The following is a 25,954-nucleotide window of genomic DNA, read 5'->3' as shown; positions in this document are numbered from 1 at the left end:
ATTTATAAACTTTTGACCAAAAATAATCGATTAGATAAATTACTCGTGCTACTAAGATTCATACGTTCTTAATGTTCAGAAAGTTTCATTTACTAAAAAAGTATTTTTTGAAAGACCATTGTTTAAAATAGTTTGTTTTCAGCATAAAAAAACGTTCCTGAAAATCAGGAACGTTTTTGCTTATTAAACGGTTACTTCTTTTTTCTCTTTTTTGATTTGCTTGCTTCGTAACTGTCCACAAGCAGCATCGATATCGGCGCCTTGCTCGTGACGTACGCCACAGTTGATGCCTTTTTTCTTCAATGCATCGTAGAAAGCACTAATGGCTTCTGGTGTACTTTGTTGATATTGATCGTGCTCATCAACTGAATTGTACGGGATCAAGTTCACGTATGACAAGTGACGCTTATCTTCTAGCAATTTCGCTAATTGATGCGCTTCTTCTACATGGTCATTGACGTCACGCAATAAAATATACTCAAACGTGATGCGACGGTTGGATTTCTCTAGGTAATAATCGATCGCAGCCATCAATTTCTCGATTGGATATGCTTTATTGATTTTCATAATACGCGTACGCAACTCATTAGTCGGTGCATGAATTGAAATTGCCAGGTTTACTTGTAAGCCTTCATCTGCATAATCGTAAATTTTTGGCACGATACCGCTTGTTGAAACGGTGATGTGTCGAGCTCCGATAGCCAAACCTTTTTGAGAATTAACGATGTTTAGGAAGCCCATCAAATTCGTATAGTTATCAAATGGTTCGCCGATACCCATTACGACGATGTGACTCACACGTTCTTCTTTTTGCTGTGTGTCAAAATGCGCTTGCACTTGCATAATTTGCTCAACGATTTCGCCCGCGTTTAAATCGCGGCTCTTTTTCAATAGTCCGCTGGCACAGAAACTGCAGCCAATGTTACAACCCACTTGTGTGGTTACACAAACAGAATTTCCGTATTTAAAACGCATTAATACCGTTTCGATCAAGTTACCGTCTTGCATTTGGAAAAGAAACTTAATCGTGCCGTCTGCAGATTCTTGCTTCACTGTTTCTTTCAACGTGCGAATCGCAAAGTTGTCTTCTAGCAACTGAACACAGTCTTTCGACAGATTGTTCATTTCTGCGAATTCAGTGACGCGTTTTATATACAACCAATCCCATACTTGTTCCGCACGGTATTTTTTCTGACCATTTTCTAAAAACCAGTCTTTTAACTGGTCTATCGTTAATCCATAGATGGAATTTTTCATTTAAAGAACCCTCATTTCAAATTTCACAATTGCTTATTATAATACTAAAAATAACGCTTGACAACAACTATTTTTGTTTAGACAGAAAAATCTGATTAATAAATGCTTTTATACCGCCTATTTCAAAAATAAAAAAAGGTAAAAAGAAGGATCTTTCCTATACGGAATTGCCTATTTAATTGAAGCTTATTGGAAACAATAAAACCAGGCGCTGTTAAGCAGACCTGGTTTCATTGATTTTTATAGAAGCGTTTTATTTCCAAACTATTTTACACAGATACGGCTGCCTGCTGTTTTTTCTGTAGCATGGTACCGTTTTTTGCTAAGTCCGTGTGCCAAGAGAACGCTTTTTCTAAGACATGTGGAGTTTGCCCACCGCGTGTTAGCGCTTCGTCGTAATACGCGCGAAGTTGTGCACGATACGATGGGTGTACACAGTTTTTCAAGATAACTTCCACGCGTTCGCGCGGTGCTAAGCCACGAAGATCTGCATAGCCTTGTTCCGTGACAACGACATCCACATCGTGTTCTGTGTGGTCAACATGCGAGACAAATGGAACGACGCTTGAAATATTTCCACCTTTGGCAATTGATTTTGTTACAAAAATCGCCAAACGAGCATTGCGCGCAAAATCACCTGATCCGCCGATGCCGTTCATCATGTTAGTGCCTGAAACATGCGTCGAGTTAACATTTCCATACATATCAAACTCTAATGCGGTATTAATCGAAATGAGTCCGAGACGGCGGATAATTTCCGGATGATTGGAAATTTCCTGTGGACGCATAATAATTTTGTTGCGGTAGTTTTCAAATTCCCCAAAAACTTGTTTCATTTTCGGTTCGGACAATGTAATTGAGCAACAAGATGCGAAATTTACTTTACCCGCATCCATCAAATCAAAAACAGCATCCTGTAAGACTTCCGAATATACTTGTAAATCTTTAAATTCCGAATCAACCATTCCGTGTAAAACGGCATTCGCTACAGATCCAATACCTGATTGCAAAGGAGCCAAGCTTTCTGTTAAGCGACCTGCACGAATTTCAGCACGTAAAAATTCAAGCAAATGGCCAGCCATAATTTCTGTATCTTCGTCAGGTGGCACGATAGTTGAAGGAGAGTCCAATTGTTCAGTAAAAACAATGCCTCTCACTTTTTCCATATCGATCGGGATACCAACTGTGCCAATGCGCTGATCAACAGCGGTTACTGGAATTGGCAAGCGCTCACCTTGTTTGCCTGTATCGTAGATGTCGTGCAAGCCTTCAAATAATTGGGGCTGTGCCATATTAATTTCAACGATGATGTTTTTAGCATGTTTCGCAAACACTGCCGAATTTCCAACAGAAGTTGTCGGAATGATCATGCCGTCTGCTGTAATAGATAACGCTTCTACAATAGCAAAATCAATCGGTTCTGTAACGCCTGTACGAACCCATTCTGCCGTGTGTGACAAATGATGATCGACAAACAGCATTTCGCCGTCATTAATTTTTTTGCGCATTGCCGGTTCTGCTTGGAATGGCAAACGTTTGTTGACAATCCCCGCTTCTGCAAACAATCGATCGATATCTGAGCCTAACGAAGCGCCTGTGAAAACATTCACTTTAAAGCTTTCATTTTCTGCACGTTTCACCAAAGCGAAAGGAACCGCTTTCACATCTCCAGCACGCGTAAACCCGCTAAGTCCAAGTGTCATGCCGTCTTGTATCCATGAAGCCGCCTCTTCAGGTGTCACTACTCGCTCCTGCAACTGTTTGGCTTTGATTCGATTAACTTTCTGTTCCATTGTAGATCACTCTCTTTCACTATTAATTTTAATGGCTTTTTTAAAATAAAGCGTTTTCATGAGCGTACGCTCAGTTTAAAATCGCATTTCACGTAAAAAAGGGTAGAGCATGTCATTATCGATTATCTTTTAATTATTAGATAATTTTAACTTATCCTGTTAAAAAACTGAGTTTTACAGCACGGACAAGCGTTAACTGTCACAAAGCAGAGAAACAGCTGTCTCAAACAGCATTTTTTTAAGCAAAAAAAAGCGCATGATCGCTTTTCGCGGACATGCGCTTTTCTTAAAACCCTAAAAGTTTTCGGAAATAGCTAGAATAAGACTGACTGACGGGGATTCGTGCTCCGTTATTCATTGCCAAAACAAATGTGGAATGTGTATCTGGGTAAATTTCTTCTATATGATGCACATTAACAATAAATGAACGATGGCAGCGGATAAATGATTCACGTGGCAGTATAAATTCAAATTCCTGAAGAGAGTTTTTATTGGTGCCCGAATAGCCTTCTGCATGAACATGGGTTTTGCGATCTTTGACTTCCAAATACTTCACTTCTGTAAAAGGAATCGGCTTCCAGCCATCTGGACTTTTCACAGTAACCACTGACTTCCCTTCAGTAAATGCCGGATAAATGGCCATGACACATCCTTGCAATTTACCTTCATGTTCAAAAGGTACAGCCATGCCGTGATATGGAACACCAAAAATTTCACGATTAATGAATTCAGACGTTTTCTGATTTGCCAGCAATGCTTTGTGTGCAATCGTTCCAGGCTTGACCAAATCGCCTGGTTTGATTTTTAAATCTACTCGCTTACTTGGACGATAGTAAATATATTCTTTTGTATTTGTAACGGCTATTGAAATTTCGTCAGAGAATAATTCTCCCATGACATCCAATAGAGAACCTAGCGTAAAACTTTCCATTCGAATCCTCCTGTTTAAACTCATCCTTCTAATTATACATGAACTAGCTTTCTTCTATAAATAGAAAAACCAGCCCTTTAAAGGGACTGGTCTATACGGCTACTCCGGTAGAAGCATCGTACCGCTAATTGTTAAATTTGCATGCCATGAAAATGCTTTTTCCAGTACATGAGGCGTTTGTCCACCACGTAATAGTGCTTCCTCATAGTAAGCGCGCATTTGATTGCGGTACATTGGGTGCATGCAGTTGTCAATAATTAGAGGAACCCGCTCACGCGGAGCGAGCCCACGTAAATCTGCATACCCTTGTTCAGTCACAACGATGTCGACATCGTGCTCAGTATGGTCAACGTGCGTGGCGAATGGCACAATACTCGAGATGATGCCGCCTTTGGCAATCGATTTCGTAACAAATATCGAGAGACGTGCATTGCGAGCAAAATCACCAGAACCCCCAATGCCATTCATCATTTTACTGCCTGAGACATGCGTTGAATTGACATTGCCATAAATATCAAATTCCAATGCTGTATTAATGGAAATTAACCCAAGTCGGCGAATCAATCCGGGATGATTCGTAATTTCTTGTGGCCGCAAGAGGATTTTATCACGATACTCTTCAAAGTTTCCAAACACCTGATCCATTTTTTCTTTAGACAATGTAATCGACGAAGCGGAAGCAAATTTCACTTTCCCAGCATCAATCAAGTCAAAAACAGCATCTTGAAGAACTTCTGAATAGACTTCCATGTCTTCAAACTCCGAATCAATTAAACCGTGCAAAACAGCATTTGCGACCGAACCAATTCCCGACTGCAAAGGAGCAAGCTGATTAGTCAAGCGTCCCGATGCGACTTCCGAGCGCAGGAAATTCAGGAGATGTTGAGCCATCACTTCGGTGTCGTCATCCGGTTGCAGAATAGTTGAAGGAGAATCCGGCTGATCAGTAAAGACGATCGCTCGGACTTTTTCAAGATCCACGGGTATCCCGATTGTTCCGATTCGATCACTAACATGTGCCAAAGGAATCGGCGAACGCTGACCTTGTTTTTCAGGTTCATAAATATCGTGTACGCCTTTAAACAGTTGAGGCTGCGAAAGGTTGATTTCTATAATAACGTTTTTGGCGTGCTTGACGAAAACCGAAGAGTTGCCAACCGACGTCGTTGGAATAATCATGCCGTCTTCTGTAATCTCCAATGCTTCAATAACCGCGTAGTCGATTGATTCGATGACTCCAGCCCGGATCCATTCAGCCGTTTGTGATAAATGGTGATCAACAAACAGCATATCCCCATTATTTATCTTTCTGCGCATAGCCGGATCTGCTTGAAACGGCAACCGTTTGTGCACAATTCCTGCTTCTGCCATTAATTTATCGACATCTGAACCTAAAGAAGCCCCAGTAAAAACATTTACTTTAAACTGCTCTGTTTCAGCGCGGCGAACCAATGCATAAGGAATTGCTTTAGCATCTCCCGCACGTGTAAATCCACTTAATCCGAGCGTCATTCCGTCTTTGATCCAAGACGCCGCCTCATCCGCAGATACCACTCGGTCCTGTAATTCGATAGCTTTGATACGATGAAGTTTATTGTCCATCCTTATCACCTTTCGGAGGCTTTAGTTTTTGTTAGCCTATACATTAATTATATCTTATTCATTGGTTCATCGACTCTATACTAAGCTTCCAAATACAGAGTTTTCCTGCTATTCTTCACAGTCCTGCAACAAAACACAAGAACATTTCATTAAATTAATTCTTTATTCTTGCAATCAAAAAATGTAATTTTTTCAAGCTTATGAATTTTTGTGGGTACTCGAAATTCTTGTCTTGTTAACACGTGGAGTCTTTTCTTAGTTAACGTAAATTTCGATTTCACTACTCTTTTCTATGGATTTAACAGATGGAAAATATAGCAAGACTGTTCCATTGACAACAAGTTTCTACTGAAATAACATTGAAAAGTTATAGAAAACAAATTTGTACGAACATATAGAAGAAAAGAGGGTGCGCAACATGTCTGCAGACCAAAAAAAGAAGATTTTCATCTTAATGATTAATATGTTTATCGCGGTTGCAAGTTTTGGAATTGTTATTCCGATTCTGCCTTCGTACTTGGTCTCAATCGACCAAGGCGGCATGGCAGCAGGCCTGATGATTGCTATTTTTGCCGCTTCCCAATTTATCTTTTCCCCAGTTGCTGGTAAATGGGCCGATCAATACGGTCGCCGAAAAATGATTATTTACGGTTTATTTGGATTAACCATCTCCATGTTTGTTTTTTATGCTTCTGATTCTATTTGGATTTTGTATTTTTCTCGTGTCATCGGTGGCGTTGGGGCAGCGATGCTGATTCCAGCGATTTTTGCCTATATCGCAGACATTACCACTTTCGACCAGCGCGCAAAAGGAACGAGCATGGTTTCTGCAGCGATGTCGCTCGGCATTGTGGTTGGACCTGGAATTGGTGGATTTTTAGCCGATTACACCTTAAAATTACCTTTTCTCGTCTCAGCACTCGTATCACTAGGAGCTGCTGTTTTTTCTGTCATTTGGTTGAAAGAGCACGACGCTACAGATGCCAATCCTTCACTGGCTGCAAAGTTAACCGATGAAGAATCTATGTTCACTAAAATTGGCCGCTCCACCAAGATGCCGTATTTTATTCCGTTAATCATTACTCTCGTTATGAGCTTTGGTTTGCTAGCCTACGAATCAGTAGTTGGTTTGTATTTAGACAATCAGTTCGATTCCACGGCGAAAGATATCGCTGTTATGATTACTGCAACAGGCGTCGTCAGTGTAATTGTGCAATTATTTGTTGTAGATCGGATTGTTCGCCGTTATGGTGAAGTGTCCATTTTGGTTGCATTTCTTGGCGTCGCTGCATTTGGCTTTTTGCTGTCTCTTTTTGCTGGAAGCTATGCTATGTTCTTTGCTGTTTCGCTAATCATTTTCCTTGCTACTTCTATTTTACGACCTGTCTTAAATACACTGATTTCCAAAATGGCTGATGGTGAAGTTGGCTTTGCGATGGGCATGAACAATGCCTATATGAGTATCGGAAACGTAATTGGTCCTTTACTAGCAGGTGTTCTTTACGATATTAATATTGTCTATCCATTCATTTTAGGACTGATTATGTTACTGATCACATTGTTGATTACTACAGCTTGGCAACGCTCACGTGCCGCAAAAAATTCGGCAGTTATCTGAAACGGATTCTCACCAGAGAGTTCGTTTTTTGTTGTTTTTATCACTTACGGTGTCCTGCTTTACGGCTCTAACGATACGTTGTATAATATTTGTACAACATGCACGATAAATCTATAAATAGAATGAAGGTAATGCTATGTATAACATTAAAGCAGCTGCCAAAATTTTAGATATGCCGAAAGTGACAATTCGTTCTTGGGAAACGCGTTATAGTGCGATTACTCCTGCCCGAACAGAATCTGGACATCGCTTGTATTCGGATCAAAATCTGGAAGATTTGAAATGGCTAAAAATACAAGTACAAGGCAACGGCATGAAGATAAGTGAAGCTGTAAAAAAACTACATGCTTCACGCAAGAAGTTTATTGTTCCGAATAACGAACTTCCTAACAGAGAGACATTAGAATACGGCGAACAAATTGATCAACTTTTTCAGGCCGCTGCCGAAATGGATACGGAACGCTTTAACTATTTGTTGGATTTGCATTTTTCTTTATTTCATCATCAAACAGTCTTTTTTTATATTATTGCGCCACTGATGGTGCGAATTGGAGAGGCTTGGGAGAACGGCATCATTAGTGTTGCTCACGAACATATGATTACCCATATCGTTCAACAACGCTTTAATCAGTTTTTCCGCATTTTCCCAATTTCCCCAAACTTGCCAAAAGTCATGGCACTTAGCCCAAGCGGTGAACAGCACCAGCTTGGCTTACTGCTGTTTACTTTGTTCTTACGCGAGAACGGTTTTTCCGTAGTTTACATTGGACCGGATACGCCTCTTGAAGGCTTAGAGGAAATGGTCGCTAAACAAAATTTCAAATTACTCTGTATGTCCATCGCTTCTCCTAAGATGTTGCCACTGGCCAATGACTATATCGACGCTTTAGCCAAGGCAAATCCAGAAATGCATTTTGTTCTTGGTGGGCAAGGTGTGGACTGCGAACAAACTAAAGAAAATCGCTGGTATTTAGGTAGCGATGTAAAAGTTTGGCAGCAGTGGTTAGATGACCAAAAGTTTTAACGCCTATACAAAAAACTCCTTCAATAATGAAATTGAGGGAGTTTTTTTTGTGTTTTATTGCCAATCAAGATCTTGGTAGTCTTTTTGGTATGGTCCGTTGTCTGTGACTTCTGAGTGATAAAGCGCTTTTAACGCAAAGCCTTTTTCAAGCTCCATCTCATCCTTCAGCACTTTCAACCGTTTTTTCAATTCCGGATGATCACTGACCAATTGCTCCATTTTGGATTTGTTGTATTTCATCTGTATCCGCTCCTTTTAGATCTTCTTGTCTTTATTGTACACTGCTGCAGAAAAAAACGCACTTGCTCAGCAAGTGCGTGACCATCTATTGTTTATCCTAAATAATGAAAAACAAAATTCGCCAGGAATAAACTAGCGATGACGTAGAGCGTCGGAGATACTTCGCGTCCTCTGCCGACAGCGATTTTTAAAATCGGGTACATAATAAAGCCGATCGCGATTCCATCGGCAATGCTGTACGTAAACGGAATCAACGCCACAATTAAAAGCGCTGGAAAGCTTTCCGTCATATCGGTCATATTAAGGCTTTTAATGTTTTGCAGCATCAAAAAACCAATGATGATTAAGATTGGCGCAATTGCACTATCTGGTATCAGCTTGATGACCGGAATGAAAAACGAAGCGACCAAAAACAACAATCCCGCCGTAATCGACGTTAATCCCGTCCGGCCGCCAGCTGTCATGCCCGCAGCACTTTCAACTGTCGCTACAGTTGGACTCGTACCAAAAATTCCCGACGTCATCGCAGACACAGACGTTGCCTGAAAAGCACGACTGAATTTCTCAGGGCGCTCAATAAACGCCACTTGCCCATGAACCAGCCCAATGTTTTCAAACACTAGCACCATGGTCAGAGAAAATACCGCAACCCAAAACGTGGTAGACAGGATATTGCCAAAAGACAAAGCCCCAAATACTGCAAAAGCTTCTGTCGCGTTGATCGACGACTCGTTCATGCTGCCAAAGTCGATAAGGCCGAAAAACGCCGCGATGACTGTTCCCACAACAATGGTAATTAGGAAATTCCCTGGCACATTGCGAATAAACAACACTACCGCAATAATAACCGTCAAAACAGTGGCCAATACATGCGCATCCGCAAGTGAACCAAGTGCCAAAATCGAACTCGTGCCACGCTCAACAATGCCGCCTTTTTCTAGACCAATCAGCATAAGAAATAAGCCGAGCCCGACAGTGATGGCTTCTTTCAGCGAATGCGGCACGGCGGCACTCAGCATTTTCGCAAAACGCGTAAAAGCCACCGCCACAAAAATCACACCGGAAACAAACACTACCGCTAGCGCTTCCTGCCAAGACAAGCCCATAGACTGAACCATCGTGTACGAAAATAGCGCATTAATGCCCATACCTGGCACTAACAAAATCGGTGCATTGCCCCAAAAGCCCATGAGCAAACAGCCAAAGACCGACGCCACAATCGTCGCAACAATCGCTGCTTCAAGCGGCATGCCGGCTTCCGACAAAATCAGCGCATTGACGGCAATAATGTAGACCACCGTAAAAAAGCCGATTAAGCCCGCTGTCATTTCACGCTTAACTGTCGTGTCATTTTCCTGAAGACCGAAAAACCGATCCATCCAATTAAACATCGTCATAACCTTCTATTAAATTAGCCCTCTCCCTACCCGCTCTGCCTATCGAAATAGGTAAGCCAAGGTAGGAGTGTAATCTAAAAAGAAGACACTGTCAAGGTGTTTCGCTTGGCGGGTGGGTATTTGGGATGTGAGTGTGCGTATTTCTCCACGACCGTGCATATGCCTTCGCTGAACGTGCGTATTTCTCCACGACCGTGCGTATCCCTCGCTGAACGTGCGTATTTCTCCACAACCGTGCGCATGCCTTCGCTGAACGTGCGTATTTCTCCACGACCGTGCGTATGCCTTCGTTGAACGTGCGTATTTCTCCACGACCGTGCGTATCCCCGAAAAACTAGTTGGTTTTATCGCTTTTCGCTCGCGAAAAGCCGGTAATTAGGGTTTTAAAAATAAGCTTTTGCAAGAAAGCTGCGAGTGCTATAATTCAAGTAATTCACACAAAGGAGGGAACGACATAACGAAAAAAATTAGTTTATTAACACAAGCAGATGCTTTAACGTTACTTCTAGCAAGGCTTAGCTGTCACCATCCACAACGGCAATTTCTTGAAAGGGAGCTCTACTGGATTACGGCGGGAAAGCGTGGAGAAAATCGGATGCAGAAGAAATTCAATGAATTCCATTTTGAAGGAGAGTTTCATATCTTATGGGATGTAAACTTGAAAATCGACAACTGGTCTGTCCAAATGGATGGTCTATTGCTGACTAAGCGTTGCGTAATCATCATTGAGTCTAAAAACATTAGTGGCCAACTCCATTTTGATGAACAGACGGATGAATTTTTCCGTATTAATTCCGCAGGAGAAAAAACGGTTATGGAAAATCCGAAAATCCAGCTGAATAAGCATATTCGTTTTCTGACACAATATTTTAAACTGCATAAAATTAATTTACCCGTATCTGGCTTGGTTGTTTTCACCGCTAAAGACAGTGAATTTATTTCCAAACCACGCGGTGTTGCTAGTTGTAAGACTTACCAAATGATCGAATACCTTTTGAAAATTCTACAGGCTTTCCCCCTCGAAGCCGAAATGATAAAACTGACCAAACTCAAGAAATTGATTTTGACCAATCAAACCCCTTATAAAAAACTCCCTTTGTGCGCTTACTATTTTATTGATCCAATAGATTTACAACCTGGCGTCTATTGTCAAACTTGCAAAGCTTTTACGATGCAACGGAACAAGCGTAGCTGGGTTTGCGATTATTGCGGAGTACGAGACGCATCTGCGCACCTTTTGGCTCTTCAAGAATATTTCACGTTTGTAGGGCCGACCATAACAAATCAAAAGCTTCGTAATTTCTGCGGATTCGCATCACGTGCGGTTGCCACCAGGTTGCTTGGTCAATTGGATTTAGAGAAAACCGGAGAATCAAAAGCCTCCTCGTATTGCATACGAGAATAATGCAAAAGCTTCCCGTTAGAGTGGGAAGCTTTTTTGCTGAGTTTTTTGAACGTGCGTATTTTTCTACGAACGTGCGTAAGTCTCGCTTGAGCGTGCAGAAATCTCGGTGAACGTGCGTATCTGCACCCCGAGCGTGCGTATTTCTCCCCGAGCGTGCATATGCCGCAGCTATTTGTCGCTCACCCTTCATTCGCTTCACGCACACAAACCAAAATCCAGATGCCTCGCTTTTCGCTGGCGAAAAGCACTAAAATCTAATTTTTTCACTGAACGTGCGTATTTCTCCCCGAGCGTGCGTATGCCGCAGCTATTCGCCGCTCATCCTTCATTCGCCTCACACACACAAACCAAAATCCAGATGCCTCGCTTTTCGCTGGCGAAAAGCACTAAAATCTAATTTTTTCACTGAACGTGCGTATTTTTCTACGAACGTGCGTAAGTCTTCGCTGAACGTGCGTATTTCTCCACGAGCGTGCGTATCTGCATCCCGAACGTGCGTATTTTTCTACGAGCTTGCGTAAGCCTTCGCTGAACGTGCGTATTTCTCCACGAACGTGCATATCTGCATCCCGAACGTGCGTATTTCTCCCCGAGCGTGCATATCTGCATCCCGAACGTGCGTATTTCTCCCCGAGCGTGCATATCTGCATCCCGAACGTGCGTATTTCTCCCCGAGCGTGCATATGCCGCAGCTATTCGCCTCAAAACCTAAAAAGGACCTGCAATAGCTGCAGGCCCTCATTAGTTTATTTTTTACACGAACATTCCGGCAATTGCTGCACTCAATAATGAAGCGAGTACACCCGCCGCAACGGCGCGCATGCCAAGACGAGCAATATCTGAACGACGACTTGGTGCGATCGCACCAAGTCCGCCAAGTAAGATTGCCAATGAGCTTAAGTTTGCGAATCCGCAAAGAGCAAAGCTGACAACGATGACCGTTTTAGGTGACAAGTTGGCAATTTCAGGAGCAAAAGCTGAATACGCAACAAATTCGTTAAGTACTAGCTTCTGTCCGATAAAGCTACCCGCTTGGACTGCTTCAGCCCAAGGTACACCAATTGCCCATGCAAGCGGTGCAAAAATGACACCTAAAATACTTTGGATAGTCAAACCACCAAAACCGAACCATCCACCGATGCCGCCAAGTACACCATTTAGTAAAGCAATTAATGCGATAAATGCAAGTAACATCGCGCCCACATTTAACGCCAATTGAAGACCGTCAGACGCACCACGTGCTGCTGCATCTACGACGTTAACTGAAGCTTCGTCTTTTTCCATAACAAACTCTTTTTCTTCGACTTCTTCTGTTTCCGGCATCATGATTTTAGCCATGATCAACCCGGCTGGAGCAGCCATGAAACTTGCAGCTAACAAATATTCAAGCGGTACACCAAGAAGTGCGTAACCCGCCAGAGTAGAACCTGCTACAGAAGCCAGTCCCCCTGTCATAACTGCAAATAATTCGGACTTGGTCATCCCCGCGATAAAGGGGCGAATGACTAGCGGTGCTTCTGTTTGGCCAACGAAAATATTCGCTGCTGCTGAAATTGACTCTGCTTTACTCGTTCCAAGAAGCTTCGATAATGCGCCTCCTAGAATTTTGATGACAATTTGCATAACACCTAAGTAATATAGTACTGAGATTAAAGAAGAAAAGAAGATGATGATTGTCAAAACTTGGAAGGCAAAAACAAATCCAAATCCACCAATGTCAGCCGCTGGACCAAATAAGAAAGCAATTCCTTCACCTGCATAGTCAATTACATTTTGGACTTTATTCGAAAGACCTAACAACATTTTTCTTCCAAATTCCCATTCTAGTACCATAAATGCAAATGTAATCTGGATGGCTAATCCGCCGAGAATTGTCCGTGGCTTGATAGACTTCTTGCCGCTTGATAATAAGAAGGCGATTCCAAGAACAACGAATACGCCAAAGATGCCCCACAATAAATTCACAACTTCACCTCATCTATATATATTTTTATCAGAAAATTAAGCAAATACATTGTTTAACTCTACTGTCGTCAGACATCTTACCAAATCTAGTGAAAGAAGTAAATGACTATCGTGTGACAAAATGATAACGCATACATTGTCCACCTATCCCGCTGTGACACGCTTTGTTTCATTTTTTTAGTCTCTTCCTTCATTAAAGTAAGTCATTTTCTTAGAAAAAAAGCTGAAACTACTCCGATAATACTTCGGATGTTCACTCCAGCACCTGAAATCTGATTCTTTGTCTGTCGTATTCACAGTATGGCTTAAGTTATTCATGTTACGAGGTGAAACTGTAGCGCGCAGAATCGGATTGAGCATTGCCGGAAAGACTCAGCCCTACGCACTAGCAAAAACGAAGCTTTCGCCATGTCACCTGCTTGTTCTGTTGAATCCCCTTTATAACTCACTCTTTCGATCAACGTTACTTTATTACTGATCTGCTCACTTTCAAATACTCATCATTCAAATAAAAACTGCACAACCCAAAGGCTGCGCAGTCTATTGTTATTCTGTCACTTGATTTCTGCGACGGTTCACACGGTAAAATACCAAGTAAAGTGATGGAATCATCACCAGTGTGAACAAGCTTGAGAATGCAAGTCCTGCAATGATTGTAATGGCTAATGGTTCAAATAATGGATCTCCTGATAAGGCGACTGGCACGAGTGCGATGATTGACGTGATAGTTGTCAAAAGGATTGGTTTGATACGGGCATAGCCTGATTCGACAATGGCTTCCTTAATATCAAAGTCTCCTGATAGACGACGTGTTTCTACAAAGTCAATCAACACAACTGCGTTTCGCACAACAATCCCTGTCAGGGAAACAATTCCCATAACGCCAAGGAAGCTTAGCGGTGTTTGCGTTAAGAACAATCCAAGAATTGCACCAGAAATACCTAAGTAAACAGCGATCAACACAAGGAATGGTAAGCTAAACGATTTAAACTGGAAAGCAATAACTAAGTACACTAACAAAATGACAACTAAGAACAATAGACCAATTTCAGCAAAGAAAGCTTCTTGATCAGAGTTTTCTCCACCTGTCGATAATTCGTAGCCATCTGTCAATGACTCACGCTCTTTGTCAATGACAGCCAACATTTTGTTTTCAAAGTCATCAATGTCACCAAATGCACGAATTGTAATCGAACGGTCTCCTTCTTTATGCGGTACCTGTGACAATTTCGTTGTGTCTTCTGGTGTTAGCAACTCATTCATCGGCACCAATGTCGGTGGTCCTTGTTCACTAAGCGCCGGAACTTCAAACTGAGACAAGTCAATTGGTTGACCATCGTCAATGCCTGATTGCTTCAAGAACACTTGGTATGGCATTTGACCTTCATAAATAGTGTAAAGAGGCACACCTTGTGTCAACAGCTGGAGTTGATTGGTCACTGAACTAAGCGCGATTTTGTTTTCTTGTAGCGCCTGTTGATCTGGTACATACTCAATCGCTGGAACCGCAGCTCCTAAATTATCGGTAACAATCGTAGCGCCTTCTGCCAACAATTGCGCTTTTAATCCATCGCGTATAGACGCCAATTCTTCAATATCTTCACCTGTAATATCCACTGTAACTGGAGCTCCTACAGGTGGCCCTTGTACAATCGTATCCAAGAAAATTTCGGCTTCTGGGAAACGTTCACGCAACTCGGGCTGCCATTTATCGATAAAGTCCGAAGCGGTTGTTTGCTCACGATCAATACGGAATACCACTTGACCGGTGTTGCCTCCTGTGTTGTTCATTGAAGAGGCAAACAAGTTTGGTAATCCTTCACCTGAAAAGATTGAAATTTCAGCAATGTTATCATCTTCAGATTTGACTTCTTCCGTTAAGTTAGCAAGAAATTCATCCGTATTTTCAATCGTTGTGCCTTCTGCAAGGCGGACGTTCATCGTTACCTCTTCACGGTCAGCTGCTGGGAAAAATTCAAAAGGCGTAAAGAGCGCAAGAGATAATAATCCTGTCGCGACTAACAAGCCTCCGACGCCAACAAGTAGAGGGCGTTTTAATACGCCACGCAATACTTTATTCGAATAAAACAACGCAATTTTCTCGAGTGGTTTCCCTAAGAATCCAGGGGTATCTGAAATTTTCTTTGCTCTTCGTTTCGTTTTCAAATATTGCATCATGGGTACAAGTGTAATCGACAGCACCGTTGAAGCTAATATTGTCGTAATTAAAATACTTGGCAAGGCCTTGATAAACGCACCATTACCGCCTGATAGCAATAACAATGGAGAGAATGTCACGACAATTGCCAAACTAGAAGAAATAATCGACGGGTATACTTCACGGACGCCGGTAATCGCTCCATCGCGAGCGGAATCCCCTAGCTTATAACGCCGCTGAATATTATCGTTAACAACAATACTGTCATCGACTAAAATACCGATGGCAATAATGAGGCCAATCACTGAGATTTGGTTCAAGTCAACGCCTAACCACGGAATTGGGATCATCCCGATGAGTACGGAAGCTAAGACAGTTAACGCGACTGCAAAAGATCCATACAACGTTAATCCAGCTGTTGTGACGATCAAAACAGCTAAGACAGCGATGGCCAATGAAACATATAGGCTGTCGAAGATTTGATTCACATTATCAGCTTGAGATTCGTATTTCTCAGCTTGAACGCCAGCTGGAAGATCAGCTGCAAATTCTTCAATAACTTTAGAGACCTTATCATCTACAGAAGGAACGTCTTGTGCCGTTTGCAAAAAGACCGTATACGAAATGGCGTCTTCGCCTTCAAACGTTACAATGTCTTCTGTTTCTTGATCTACCGTCTCGATCGTTGCAACATCTTCAAGTGGTACTGCTGCTGCACCTACTTGTAGTTCTTTTAGTTTGTCGATGCCTTGACCTTGTTGCACAGTTAGGCTCACTTGCTCGTTGCCATTATCATGTGTGCCAAGTGACAATGGCTGATTTGCTTGTTGAAGCGATTGGAGTACTTCAAATGGCTGAAGCCCATTAGCGGCTAGTTCTTCACTATTGAGTTCAATTAGAACTTGCTGTGAGTTTAATCCTTTAACCGTTGTTCCAGCAACTCCTGAAACGGCTTCTACTTCTTCAGAAAGCGTGGCTAACGCATCTTCCATATTTTTCAGTTCTTCTTTATCCCCATAGAACATGTACGACACTAAGGGGAAAGTTAAATCTAGTTTTTCCACCGTTGTTTCTGATGCGTTATCAGGAAATCCTGATGTCGCATTTCCTACTTGTTGCTGGATACTGTTGATTAACTCATCCGGATTCTCACCATCTTCTATTTCCAGTGTAATGATGGAAGCAGAATTGGCAGACACGGATTGCAGCGATGCAATGCCATCTACTTGTTGGATTTCACGCTCGAGCAGATTGGTGATGGACGTTTCCACTTCCTCAGGCCCTGCACCTGGCAAAATTGTTGAAATTAAAACAAGGTTTGATGGGGTTTCCGGAATCTCACGTTGCGGTAATGTGATAAAGACATATGCCCCAACGATCGATAAGATTAAAATTAAAAATATGAATAACTTGCTTCGATCTAATAGATATTTCATTGGCCTGTCTCCTCTGCATTTTTTGTATAACAATTGTATAACTATGGCTTTGGAATTACCAGTGGCATGCTTAGAAAAATCGGCTGAAATTACCAGCCGATTACGAATTGGGTGTCTTTTGCTGTTTCATCAAAAAAGCAGCAACCAACAAAAGGATCGGCAACAAGATACCAAACTGGAACCAAACTCCATCTCCCCCCATATAAATAAGTAGCATCGGTGGAAGCAAAGCAATTCCGCTCCAGGCTAACGCTTGCCAGGAACCCCTCCAGAAACCAATTATTGCCAACACGACGGACAAAATGACCAACGACCACAGTAAAATGCCTACTAGAAAAAAGCTCATCTCCATGCGCCTCCTTATTTCTAATGATCTTTTGTTATATATACCCGTTCTTAAACTATCAGCAACAATAGAAAAACAAAAAACCGGACAGCAAAGTTTCGCCGTCCGGTAGGAAATCTACTTATAGGTTTTGGAAAAACAAACGAATAACGTCTAATCCACCAATTACATTGCCTGCTGCCGTACCCAAATTTGTTAACACCACAACCAGTAGAACACGCGTAACTTTATTGTCCCAAAAGCCTTTAAGCGTAAACACGTCCTTCGATAAAGTTTGGAAATCCCCAACGTTCGGGCGACGAACATAGGCTTGTGCAAGTCCTGAAAACCAGCCTGCCGCTAACAATGGATGTAGTGCACCGATCGGACCCCCGACAAAAGCAGTGAGAATTGCTAATGGATGACCGAAAGCTACAGCAGCACCTATTGCCCCAAGACATGCGGTCCAAAGGATCCAGCTAATCGTTTGGTCGAGACCAGCCGCAGGGTTATTCATAAACGTGATGGCAATCATAGCGACCAATGCTAACGGAATCGCCCAACCGATAACTTTCGGCCACTTTGATTTGGCTGGAACTTTTGACAGTTCTTCCAAATCGTGTTCGTTGTGGACTTCTTTAATGATTCCTGGAACATGTGCTGCACCAAGAACCGCGACAATTTTTTGACCAGGAGCTTCTTTAATTTTTTGCGCCAAATATTGGTCTCGTTCGTCAATGAGCGGCTCTTTCAGTTTAGGGAAAGATTGGGTAAAATCATTCATTACCGCGTTGAGGGTATCCTGTGACTTCATCTTTTCCAAATCTTCTTCTGAGATCGTCTCTTTGCTGAAAATACTAAAGAATACGGAAGTCAGCAATTGCGCTTTCCCCATAAAACCGATATTGCCCCAAATGCGCGAAAACGTTACTTGAATATTGCGGTCAGCGAGTACCAATTCTGCGCCAGTTTCTTTAGCAGAAGCAATCCCTTGAATCATTTCTTGTCCAGGTTTGATGCCAAACTGATCTGCAAGACGGTTCTGAAAAGAGGAAATAGCCAAATTCATGAGTAACAAACTTGCTTTTTTGTCTTTGATCACTTTGAAAATGTCGGTTTCTTTCCATTTGCTGTCTTGAGTTACCGATTCATAGCGCTGCGCATCTAATTCGATGCATACCGAATCCGGTCGCTCGGTTTCAATGACGGCTTTCACCTGCTCTGCACTAGCTTTAGAAACGTGTGCCGTACCGATTAGGATTAATTCTTTGCCGTTGTATTCTAGGCGTGTGATATTGTCATCCAACATGCTGTACTTCCTTCGCAGAGCTATATTTCTTTCCATACGAAATGAAAAGACTGTCTATTTTATATAATGAATCACATCAGCAAAAATATCAATGCTGCACCCTTTTATTTGCATGCTAAAAGTGATTTTCACTTTAGGTGCCATCACAAATCAGTTGCATTAAACGTGTCGCCTTCTTTTAAATTACCGGCTTGAAAGCCTTTTTTAAACCATCGCTGGCGCTGTTCGGAACTACCGTGTGTAAAACTCTCAGGTACAACGTAACCACGGGACCGCTGTTGAATGGTGTCATCCCCTACCGCACTTGCCGCTGTCAATGCTTCTTCTAGGTCACCTTCTTCTAAATAGCCCATACCTTGCGCATGGTGGGCCCAGACGCCCGACAAATAATCCGCTTGCAACTCCAAGCGTACTTGCACTTTATTGTATTCTTCTTCACTAAGCTGGCTGCGAAGTGGCTGCACGTCTTCCATAACACCAAGAAGATTTTGAACGTGGTGTCCAACTTCGTGTGCCACGACATACGCCATGGCAAAATCACCGGGTGCTTGAAATTGGGTTTGTAGGTCATTGTAAAAACTCAAATCAATATAAAGTTTGTAATCGCCTGGACAATAAAAGGGTCCGACGGCTGCGCCTGCTGTTCCACAGGCAGACTCGACGCTGCCACTATACAAAACGAGTGTCGGCTCAACATATTCCATGCCTTCTTCTTTAAAAACTTCTGTCCAAACTTGTTCCGTATCCGCTAGAACGACTGACACAAATTCAGCCAATTCTTCTTCTTGTGGAGTTGATTCGTAAGACTGGTTTGAAGTCGTTCCTGAGGATCCACCCAATTGATCAAGAATGACACCTGGGTCGCCTCCTAAAAAAGCCACTAATAACACAATTAAAATACCGCCGATGCCGCCTCCTGCTACTAGCGCTCCACCTTTCCCTCGCCGATCTTCAACGTTTCTACTGGCTTTTCTACCTTTCCATTCCATAGGGGTCCCTCGTTTCACAATTGTTTTACTGTAAACATACCCTTTAGAGCACTAGTTCTAATCCATTTTAGACAATCGATAAATTAAAAATCGTTCGCGCGGATCTTTATGGAAATCCGACAATTGAATTTCTTCTATTAGCTGAAAAACTCCGTTAGTTTCCAGATAATCACTGTAGTCTTGAGAGGCAAAAAACAAAATCACGTCTACCGTCCGTGGAGATTTTTCGACTGAAGCTAAAATTTTATTCACAAATGCGATGAATATCGCCACTGAAAAAGGGTTAAAGAAATAGAATACGGTATCGTCTGCTGTAACTGGGTATTTCTGAGCTAAGCAATTACAAAAGTTAATGTGAAACTCTGCACCTTTGTGCTTTTTCGCGTACTGTTTTTTATTTTCGAGGGCTTCTGTGTAAAATGTCGGATTCATTTCGATGCCTACACTTTTTACACCAAAAAAATGATGCACATAAAAATTCAAGCGCCCTTTTCCACAACCAACATCAACGATACAATCTTCAGGAGACAGGCTATAATGCTCAAACAATTTGTCGAGTAAATCGTAAGGTGTAGGCTCATAACGATTATGATGCAAAGAGGCGTTAAATCCTTGCTGGTTTCCTGTTGTTGCAATCACTAGCAGTTGGTCATAGGCTTGCTCACTCATTCTATCTCTCCTCGGCTATAATTTTTTGCGTTCTTCATCTTGCAATTAATAGAAACATTTGTTATAGTACAGCTAATTCAATATTTCTTGCTCTTGTTTTTACAAGAGTAGGATAGAGGCGCAAAAACCATTAGTACGCAAAACGAGGATGATGAGATCCGTTGACGTTTGCCGAAAGGGGGATTTGCCGAAGTGGCGGAGATCTCACATTTCCGTGCGCTGGGTCTGCATTTAATAAATGCAGGACTGTCATATAGGAAACTATATGGAGGGCTATCTGATGTACAGGAGCAAATGGTAAACATTGTTTCTACTGCAGCAACAGGACCTCCTGTTGCTGCTTTTTTGTTTGTTCCTGACTGGCCTCTCACCTCTAAGCTTCGAAAAAAATTAGAAAAGGGTGTGTTCTGTATGAATTTCGGCCAAGTAATTACAGCAATGGTAACACCATTCGACCAATACGAGGAAATTGATTTTCCGGCAACGCAAAACTTAATCGAGCACTTGATTGCTAATGGATCTGACGGTCTTGTCGTCGCAGGAACTACAGGCGAATCGCCAACTTTATCGATAGAGGAAAAAATAGAATTGTTCCAGTTTACCGTCAACACTGTTGCCGGACGGATTCCGGTCATCGCAGGAACCGGCTCGAACAATACGCGGGCATCGATTTCTTTGACTCAACAAGCAGAGAAAGTCGGCGTAGATGGCATTATGCTAGTTACGCCTTATTACAATAAGCCTTCACAAGAAGGCATGTTCCAACATTTCCAAGCCATTGCGGAGTCGACTCATCTACCTGTCATGCTCTATAACATTCCAGGACGTAGCGTCGTTAACTTGCTTCCAGAAACCGTCATCCGCTTGTCTCAAATTAACAATATCGTTTCTATTAAAGAAGCGAGCGGTGATTTGGATGCTGCTTCAGAAATTATTGAACACACAGCTGAATCTTTTACTGTCTATAGCGGCGATGACAGTCTGACTTTACCGATGCTGTCTATCGGTGGTGCGGGCATCGTTTCGGTTGCTGCACATATTATCGGCAACGATATGCAAGACATGATTACGAGTTTTAAAACAGGTGATGTGAAAACAGCAGCAGCTATTCATAGACGGTTATTGCCAACAATGAAAGCATTGTTCGCTGCGCCAAATCCATCTCCAATCAAAGCAGCACTGCACATGACAGGTGTTTCGACTGGGGGCGTTCGGTTACCAATGATTGCACTGACTGACGAAGAAACCCTGACGTTACACAAGTCTTTACCCAGTCTGCATTCAGAAGCAGTAACAAATTGACTAACTAAAAAAAAACGCTGAAGTCTAGGAACTTCAGCGTTTTTTTAGTTAAGTGACATTCATCTGATGTAAGACGCGTTTCAGGCTGCCACCAATTTCAATGTCTTTTAAATCGACGCCAATACCAATAAGCATCGCTGCAATTTCTGGACGGATTCCCGTGAGAACCGAGCGTATACCTACGAGCTTTAGCGACTGGATGATTTTAATAATTTGTTCTGCAACGATTGAGTCGACTCTCACGACACCTGACAAATCTACAATCAATACCGTAATTTTTAGTTGATTTGCTGCTAGTAAGGTTTTCTCCAGTATATAACGAGCTCGGTCCATTTCAATGCTACCCACTAGTGGTAAAATGGCAATCTGATCACTGACCGGGACAACGGGTGAGGAAAGTTCAAGAAATTCTTTTCTTGCGCAGTTCAATTTTCGTCGATATGAAACTGTGTAGGCTTCTGTATAGGAAACAGCTGCATAATCCAGTAACGAATGAAAGGTCTCCATACTATCAAAAAGAATTTGAATGTTAATCTTCTTGTGAAGGGCTTCTGTTTTGATGACTGTTCCGATGTGTTTTCGAAATAAAGAAACTTCGGCAAGTGCGTCTTCTAGCGATCGATTGTTTTCAAGAAAAAAATCACCTGTTTTTTCTCCCCATTGTTGAATCTTCGTATAGACCTCTTGAATATTGTAACTATTGCTAATGGATTGTCCGATCAAATCCACAAAATCAGTTCGAATGTTATTTACAACTTCAATGAAGGCTTTCGTCATTTGCAACTGCTCAGCCTGAAGATTCGCGCTGACTTCTTCATGGATCAATTGTGCGATCAATTCTCTATCTGCCGACACGCGTTCCCCCAATAACCGATTCTCTTTTTCCATAAGTCCTCCAGAGGCAAAGATATTTTGTACGCTAATTATAGCTGTTAAATGAATGGTTGCAATGAGTCCAGTTCCCTATTTCTCCCAATAAATAAACATCCGTTTTTAAAGACGGATGTTAAAGGTAGTTCTTTATTCATTGCCAAAGACACAATTTCTTCCATTAGCTTTTGCTTTGTACAGAAAACTGTCAGCTCTGGATAGCAAGCTTCCTACTTCGTCTCCAAGCGCATAAACGGCGACACCGATACTTACCGTGATGGGTACATGCATCCAGTCAGCAGCTTCTATGTGTTTACACAAAGAGTCAGCCATAGCTAAGCCTTCTTCAATTCCTGAGTCTGGCATCACGACGACGAACTCTTCTCCTCCGAGACGTGCTACAATGCCAGCCGCTCCAACTTTCGTTTCTAGATGCCACGCTAATTCCTGCAATACTGCATCACCTATTTGGTGACCATATGTATCGTTAACTTGCTTAAAATAATCAATATCCAAAATCAAAAGAGCCACTTTTCGACCATTTTGCGCCTGCAGTAAAAAGTCATGAAGTCGTTCTTCCAAATAGCGACGATTTTTCAAGCCTGTTAGCGAATCCGTAATGGACAATTGTTGAAGTGTCGAGTTGAGATCAATCAGTTGTTGCTGTTTACTTTCTACTTCGCTCATTAAGTGTTGTAGTTTCTCATAGGCTTCTACTGTTTCACGGTTGATCTTTTCTGCATTACGTTTGGCTAATAGGAGTTCTTTTTCATATTCACCACGAACACTCATCTGCATCAATGCACATTCGTACAAACCATTTTGCTCTACTGCATTCATCAAGACTGGCATATGTCCTGCCGCACTTTTCAAGGTCAAAAACATTTCATTTACGGTGCCATGCATTTTAATAGAAGGAGTAAAGTACGTTTGGAAATACATCCGGGAAGCGATAGTCAGTAAATCATGGATATGCTGCGGATTTTCTACGCTTGTCAAATTCCGCAACGTGCTATTCATTTCAACGACACGCAATTCCTGGTCCAGAACCAAATAACCACAAGGGGCTCTATCGAGTTGCTGTTCCACGATTTTCACTCCTCTATTCTGCTAAATACGCCTTAATGCGTTTTACCGTTTCCTCTGAATCACTCAAATGTGGATTGTGTCCCATTGCTTCCATTACAACCAATTGACTACCTGAGATATGATCGCGGAGATATTGACCAATTTCTAATGGTACAATGGCATCAAATTTTGGTTGAAGAATCAACGTAGGTACTGTAACTTTATCTAATTGGTCACGAAGATCTGAAGTGAATGTTACTTCAGCGAATTGACGAGCAATCATCGGGTCATTTGAACACAATAATTGCTCAAAATCCGCAGCCAGTTCAGGACGTTCCTCGTTTTGCATGACGACAGGCGCCAAATACTTCGCCCATTCTTTATAGTTTATTTCCATCATATCCAATAATTCATCGATATCAGATTGTTCAAATCCACCATTGTAGCCAGGTTCGTTCAGATAATAGGGAGATGGTCCAATCATAATCATTTTCTCCATCAACTCTGGACGTTCGATTGAAGCAAGCATCCCAATCATAGCGCTGACAGAGTGACCAATAAATAAGATTTCCTCAAGTGCTAACGCAGCGCAAACTTCTAGAAGATCCTGTTTGTAACCGTCTAACGTGCTATAGCGTTCGGTCGAATAAGCGGCCTTATCACTTTTCCCTGCACCGACATAGTCAAAAGTGACAATTCGATAATCTGCTGAAAATTCTACAATGGTATTGTCCCAGACTTGCTGATCGCAGCCAAAACCATGACCAAATACTAAGGTTTTTTCACCTTGACCAATAACCTGAACGTTATTGCGTTTTAAAATATCATTTGCTGTTTGAACTGTCATTCTAATTACCACCCTTTGTGCATTTCTTATTGCAAATTTTTTCTTATATATAAGTTAAATATATCCTAATCATAGCATCAAAAGTTATATTTAAAAGAGCCCGGTAGAAAAAATTTTATTAGTTAAAACACTTTTTTTTGTGATAGTTCTATATAAATTAAAAAAACAGCAGATTTTTATCTGCTGTTTTTGATTGGGTTTGTTTTACCAACTTGCTTTTTTAACGCCAGGAATTTGACCTCTATGCGCCAATTCCCGGAAGGTAATACGCGACATCCCAAATTTCCGCATATATCCACGTGGTCTTCCTGTCACCAAGCATCGATTAGCTAGACGAGTGGGAGAAGAATCTTTCGGTAAATTGGTTAATGCGTGAATGTTCCCTTGTTCTTTAAAGCTTTGTCGCTGCTCAGCAAACTGCGCGACTAGCTGCAGTTGCTTATTATGACGTGCTATTTTTGATTTTTTAGCCATGAAATTACCTCCAAAAGTAATTGCTACGTTTTATACTACACAAAAAATTATTTTGTTTCCCGGTGAATAGTAACTTTATTAAGACGTGGGCTGTATTTTTTTAACTCAATGCGCTCGGGGTTTGTCCGCTTATTTTTCGTCGTACTGTAATTCCTGTCGCCTGTTTCTGTACACGCTAACGTGATATTGACTCTCATCTTTTCCCCTCCTTTTGTACATTGTCGTCCATTTTCACAAATAGTAATCATTACGTTTTATAGTGTATTAAAAAGTTAACAGGAAAGCAAGCGTTTATTTTCAAGCTATAGCATTTTTGCTTATTCAAAACCAATGGGTTTGTTCTGAAAAACAACAGGGTAAATTATCACTACCTTGCTCTATAGGTGATCTATCACTATTAGGAGGAATTAGAAATGACAAACAAAGAAACAGTAATGATTCAATCATATGATGTACAAGCAGAAGTTTTACACAAAATTAGCGAATTAAAAGCACAAGGCTATAAAGAAGAAGATATGTATGTGATCGCTAAGCGTAACGATCAGCTATCTATGGTTCAAGGCCAGACAGATGTTCATTTAAATGTCCAGGATGATGAAGATATGATGGACAAATTCAAGTCATTCATTTCTGGTGGAGACTCGACGCATGATGCATTTATACAAATGGGGTTAGGAAGCGGCGAAGCAGACGAATATTACAGACAAGTCGAAAACGGCAAGTTAGTGCTTTACGTGAATAGCGATTACGGCGCATCGTACAAGCCACACACTTATACTCAAACAGAGGCGCGAGCAACTACTGCTGAAGAAGAACATCTACGTCTTCACGAGGAACGACTAAGCGTTGACAAAAAACGGGTTCAGACAGGTGAAGTAACTGTCGGAAAGCACGTTGTCGAAGAACAACAAACTCTCGAAATTCCAGTTGAACGTGAAGAAGTTTATGTAGAACGTCGTCCGGTAAACGAAGAAGTCCACTCTAATACAACTAATTCAGCAAATATAAACCTTTACGATGATGAAGAAACGATTCATATTCCTGTTTCAGAAGAGCGTGTCAACGTCCGTAAGAAAGACGTCGTTAGTGAAGAAATTATTGTCGGTAAACGCACAGTTCAAGACTCCGAACTGGTGAGCGAAACTGTCCGACACGAAGAAGCGGATATTGATGAACTAGTAAAACCGAAAAAAGATGAGCGCGATTTATTTTAATGGGTAAAAAAGCGTATCCGGACGATTTTGTTCGGATACGCTTTTTGATGTTGAGGTTTAT

Annotated in this window: 22 protein-coding genes and 1 riboswitch; of the genes, 5 read left to right on the top strand and 17 right to left on the bottom strand. The window is 41.8% G+C overall.

Annotation, left to right across the window (positions count from 1 at the left end):
- Positions 1 to 183: 183 nt before the first annotated feature.
- The 4 genes from rlmN to AUO94_RS10515 all read right to left on the bottom strand — a co-directional run bounded on the left by rlmN (position 184) and on the right by AUO94_RS10515 (position 5,583).
- A complete protein-coding gene (gene rlmN, locus AUO94_RS10530; protein WP_058384169.1) occupies positions 184 to 1,257 on the bottom strand; it encodes a dual-specificity RNA methyltransferase RlmN in 1,074 nt (357 codons plus the stop codon).
- Positions 1,258 to 1,526: 269 nt separating this feature from the next.
- The gene (locus AUO94_RS10525) at positions 1,527 to 3,050 is read right to left on the bottom strand and encodes a succinyl-CoA:acetate CoA-transferase ScpC (RefSeq protein WP_058384168.1); all 1,524 of its coding nucleotides are present in this window, start codon (positions 3,048 to 3,050) and stop codon (positions 1,527 to 1,529) included.
- Between the two features lie 286 nt (positions 3,051 to 3,336).
- Positions 3,337 to 3,981 (bottom strand): LytTR family DNA-binding domain-containing protein, encoded by a 645-nt coding sequence (locus AUO94_RS10520; protein ID WP_058384167.1) that lies wholly within the window; start codon positions 3,979 to 3,981, stop codon positions 3,337 to 3,339.
- A gap of 99 nt (positions 3,982 to 4,080) precedes the next feature.
- The gene (locus AUO94_RS10515) at positions 4,081 to 5,583 is read right to left on the bottom strand and encodes a succinyl-CoA:acetate CoA-transferase ScpC (RefSeq protein WP_058384166.1); all 1,503 of its coding nucleotides are present in this window, start codon (positions 5,581 to 5,583) and stop codon (positions 4,081 to 4,083) included.
- Positions 5,584 to 6,001: 418 nt separating this feature from the next.
- On the opposite strand from AUO94_RS10515, the gene AUO94_RS10510 reads away from it, so the two are divergent.
- Together AUO94_RS10510 and AUO94_RS10505 are read left to right on the top strand one after the other, a co-directional pair.
- The gene (locus tag AUO94_RS10510) at positions 6,002 to 7,201 is read left to right on the top strand and encodes an MFS transporter (RefSeq protein ID WP_058384165.1); all 1,200 of its coding nucleotides are present in this window, start codon (positions 6,002 to 6,004) and stop codon (positions 7,199 to 7,201) included.
- Between the two features lie 136 nt (positions 7,202 to 7,337).
- Positions 7,338 to 8,225, top strand: a complete 888-nt coding sequence (locus AUO94_RS10505; protein WP_058384164.1) for a MerR family transcriptional regulator — start codon at positions 7,338 to 7,340, stop codon at positions 8,223 to 8,225.
- Between the two features lie 54 nt (positions 8,226 to 8,279).
- Here the strand turns inward: AUO94_RS10505 and AUO94_RS10500 are convergent, their stop codons facing one another.
- Together AUO94_RS10500 and AUO94_RS10495 are read right to left on the bottom strand one after the other, a co-directional pair.
- Positions 8,280 to 8,465 (bottom strand): hypothetical protein, encoded by a 186-nt coding sequence (locus tag AUO94_RS10500; RefSeq protein ID WP_008498283.1) that lies wholly within the window; start codon positions 8,463 to 8,465, stop codon positions 8,280 to 8,282.
- Positions 8,466 to 8,557: 92 nt separating this feature from the next.
- Positions 8,558 to 9,856 (bottom strand): NCS2 family permease, encoded by a 1,299-nt coding sequence (locus tag AUO94_RS10495; RefSeq protein WP_058384163.1) that lies wholly within the window; start codon positions 9,854 to 9,856, stop codon positions 8,558 to 8,560.
- Positions 9,857 to 10,457: 601 nt separating this feature from the next.
- Between AUO94_RS10495 and AUO94_RS10490 the strand changes: the two genes are divergently transcribed.
- Positions 10,458 to 11,267: a nuclease-related domain-containing protein gene (locus tag AUO94_RS10490; protein WP_237150105.1), complete on the top strand. Its 810-nt coding sequence runs from the start codon at positions 10,458 to 10,460 to the stop codon at positions 11,265 to 11,267.
- A 753-nt stretch (positions 11,268 to 12,020) separates the two neighbouring features.
- Here AUO94_RS10490 and AUO94_RS10485 read toward each other — a convergent pair.
- The 6 genes from AUO94_RS10485 to AUO94_RS10460 all read right to left on the bottom strand — a co-directional run bounded on the left by AUO94_RS10485 (position 12,021) and on the right by AUO94_RS10460 (position 20,118).
- On the bottom strand, positions 12,021 to 13,232 hold the full coding sequence (locus AUO94_RS10485; protein ID WP_058384162.1) for a NupC/NupG family nucleoside CNT transporter: 1,212 nt from the start codon (positions 13,230 to 13,232) through the stop codon (positions 12,021 to 12,023).
- Positions 13,233 to 13,778: 546 nt separating this feature from the next.
- Entirely contained in the window at positions 13,779 to 16,826 is a 3,048-nt protein-coding gene (locus tag AUO94_RS10480) for an efflux RND transporter permease subunit (protein WP_058384161.1), read from the bottom strand.
- A 100-nt stretch (positions 16,827 to 16,926) separates the two neighbouring features.
- The gene (locus AUO94_RS10475) at positions 16,927 to 17,172 is read right to left on the bottom strand and encodes a hypothetical protein (protein ID WP_058384160.1); all 246 of its coding nucleotides are present in this window, start codon (positions 17,170 to 17,172) and stop codon (positions 16,927 to 16,929) included.
- A gap of 121 nt (positions 17,173 to 17,293) precedes the next feature.
- A complete protein-coding gene (locus tag AUO94_RS10470) occupies positions 17,294 to 18,460 on the bottom strand; it encodes a TraB/GumN family protein (protein WP_058384159.1) in 1,167 nt (388 codons plus the stop codon).
- A gap of 143 nt (positions 18,461 to 18,603) precedes the next feature.
- Entirely contained in the window at positions 18,604 to 19,449 is an 846-nt protein-coding gene (gene ypfJ, locus AUO94_RS10465; RefSeq protein ID WP_058384158.1) for a KPN_02809 family neutral zinc metallopeptidase, read from the bottom strand.
- Positions 19,450 to 19,506: 57 nt separating this feature from the next.
- Entirely contained in the window at positions 19,507 to 20,118 is a 612-nt protein-coding gene (locus tag AUO94_RS10460; protein WP_058384157.1) for a class I SAM-dependent methyltransferase, read from the bottom strand.
- Between the two features lie 105 nt (positions 20,119 to 20,223).
- Positions 20,224 to 20,402, top strand: a riboswitch (Lysine riboswitch).
- Between the two features lie 127 nt (positions 20,403 to 20,529).
- Between AUO94_RS10460 and dapA the strand changes: the two genes are divergently transcribed.
- Positions 20,530 to 21,420, top strand: a complete 891-nt coding sequence (gene dapA / locus AUO94_RS10455; RefSeq protein WP_058386826.1) for a 4-hydroxy-tetrahydrodipicolinate synthase — start codon at positions 20,530 to 20,532, stop codon at positions 21,418 to 21,420.
- A 48-nt stretch (positions 21,421 to 21,468) separates the two neighbouring features.
- Here dapA and AUO94_RS10450 read toward each other — a convergent pair whose 3' ends face one another.
- From AUO94_RS10450 to rpmG, 5 genes are all read right to left on the bottom strand, one after another.
- On the bottom strand, positions 21,469 to 22,308 hold the full coding sequence (locus tag AUO94_RS10450) for an STAS domain-containing protein (protein WP_058384156.1): 840 nt from the start codon (positions 22,306 to 22,308) through the stop codon (positions 21,469 to 21,471).
- A 132-nt stretch (positions 22,309 to 22,440) separates the two neighbouring features.
- Positions 22,441 to 23,379 (bottom strand): GGDEF domain-containing protein, encoded by a 939-nt coding sequence (locus AUO94_RS10445; RefSeq protein ID WP_237150104.1) that lies wholly within the window; start codon positions 23,377 to 23,379, stop codon positions 22,441 to 22,443.
- Between the two features lie 13 nt (positions 23,380 to 23,392).
- A complete protein-coding gene (locus AUO94_RS10440) occupies positions 23,393 to 24,205 on the bottom strand; it encodes an alpha/beta fold hydrolase (protein WP_058384154.1) in 813 nt (270 codons plus the stop codon).
- A gap of 204 nt (positions 24,206 to 24,409) precedes the next feature.
- On the bottom strand, positions 24,410 to 24,679 hold the full coding sequence (rpsN, locus tag AUO94_RS10435; protein ID WP_058384153.1) for a 30S ribosomal protein S14: 270 nt from the start codon (positions 24,677 to 24,679) through the stop codon (positions 24,410 to 24,412).
- A 47-nt stretch (positions 24,680 to 24,726) separates the two neighbouring features.
- Positions 24,727 to 24,876, bottom strand: a complete 150-nt coding sequence (gene rpmG / locus AUO94_RS10430; protein WP_058384152.1) for a 50S ribosomal protein L33 — start codon at positions 24,874 to 24,876, stop codon at positions 24,727 to 24,729.
- Between the two features lie 216 nt (positions 24,877 to 25,092).
- Here rpmG and AUO94_RS10425 point away from each other — a divergent pair, with 216 nt between their 5' ends.
- Positions 25,093 to 25,893: a YsnF/AvaK domain-containing protein gene (locus AUO94_RS10425; protein WP_058384151.1), complete on the top strand. Its 801-nt coding sequence runs from the start codon at positions 25,093 to 25,095 to the stop codon at positions 25,891 to 25,893.
- The last annotated feature ends 61 nt before the right edge of the window (positions 25,894 to 25,954 follow it).

The organism is Planococcus kocurii, from assembly GCF_001465835.2.
GTDB lineage: Bacteria > Bacillota > Bacilli > Bacillales_A > Planococcaceae > Planococcus > Planococcus kocurii.
Note: the sequence above shows the minus strand (reverse complement) of the source record. Positions and strands in the feature narration are given on the sequence as shown.

What these genes read in the sequence shown, in the direction of transcription:
- rlmN (WP_058384169.1), bottom strand. Translation starts at nt 1,257, where the DNA reads ATGAAAAATTCCATCTATGGATTAACGATAGACCAGTTAAAAGACTGG.
- AUO94_RS10525 (WP_058384168.1), bottom strand. Translation starts at nt 3,050, where the DNA reads ATGGAACAGAAAGTTAATCGAATCAAAGCCAAACAGTTGCAGGAGCGA.
- AUO94_RS10520 (WP_058384167.1), bottom strand. Translation starts at nt 3,981, where the DNA reads ATGGAAAGTTTTACGCTAGGTTCTCTATTGGATGTCATGGGAGAATTA.
- AUO94_RS10515 (WP_058384166.1), bottom strand. Translation starts at nt 5,583, where the DNA reads ATGGACAATAAACTTCATCGTATCAAAGCTATCGAATTACAGGACCGA.
- AUO94_RS10510 (WP_058384165.1), top strand. Translation starts at nt 6,002, where the DNA reads ATGTCTGCAGACCAAAAAAAGAAGATTTTCATCTTAATGATTAATATG.
- AUO94_RS10505 (WP_058384164.1), top strand. Translation starts at nt 7,338, where the DNA reads ATGTATAACATTAAAGCAGCTGCCAAAATTTTAGATATGCCGAAAGTG.
- AUO94_RS10500 (WP_008498283.1), bottom strand. Translation starts at nt 8,465, where the DNA reads ATGAAATACAACAAATCCAAAATGGAGCAATTGGTCAGTGATCATCCG.
- AUO94_RS10495 (WP_058384163.1), bottom strand. Translation starts at nt 9,856, where the DNA reads ATGTTTAATTGGATGGATCGGTTTTTCGGTCTTCAGGAAAATGACACG.
- AUO94_RS10490 (WP_237150105.1), top strand. Translation starts at nt 10,458, where the DNA reads ATGCAGAAGAAATTCAATGAATTCCATTTTGAAGGAGAGTTTCATATC.
- AUO94_RS10480 (WP_058384161.1), bottom strand. Translation starts at nt 16,826, where the DNA reads ATGAAATATCTATTAGATCGAAGCAAGTTATTCATATTTTTAATTTTA.
- AUO94_RS10475 (WP_058384160.1), bottom strand. Translation starts at nt 17,172, where the DNA reads ATGAGCTTTTTTCTAGTAGGCATTTTACTGTGGTCGTTGGTCATTTTG.
- AUO94_RS10470 (WP_058384159.1), bottom strand. Translation starts at nt 18,460, where the DNA reads ATGTTGGATGACAATATCACACGCCTAGAATACAACGGCAAAGAATTA.
- ypfJ (WP_058384158.1), bottom strand. Translation starts at nt 19,449, where the DNA reads ATGGAATGGAAAGGTAGAAAAGCCAGTAGAAACGTTGAAGATCGGCGA.
- AUO94_RS10460 (WP_058384157.1), bottom strand. Translation starts at nt 20,118, where the DNA reads ATGAGTGAGCAAGCCTATGACCAACTGCTAGTGATTGCAACAACAGGA.
- dapA (WP_058386826.1), top strand. Translation starts at nt 20,530, where the DNA reads ATGAATTTCGGCCAAGTAATTACAGCAATGGTAACACCATTCGACCAA.
- AUO94_RS10450 (WP_058384156.1), bottom strand. Translation starts at nt 22,308, where the DNA reads ATGGAAAAAGAGAATCGGTTATTGGGGGAACGCGTGTCGGCAGATAGA.
- AUO94_RS10440 (WP_058384154.1), bottom strand. Translation starts at nt 24,205, where the DNA reads ATGACAGTTCAAACAGCAAATGATATTTTAAAACGCAATAACGTTCAG.
- rpsN (WP_058384153.1), bottom strand. Translation starts at nt 24,679, where the DNA reads ATGGCTAAAAAATCAAAAATAGCACGTCATAATAAGCAACTGCAGCTA.
- rpmG (WP_058384152.1), bottom strand. Translation starts at nt 24,876, where the DNA reads ATGAGAGTCAATATCACGTTAGCGTGTACAGAAACAGGCGACAGGAAT.
- AUO94_RS10425 (WP_058384151.1), top strand. Translation starts at nt 25,093, where the DNA reads ATGACAAACAAAGAAACAGTAATGATTCAATCATATGATGTACAAGCA.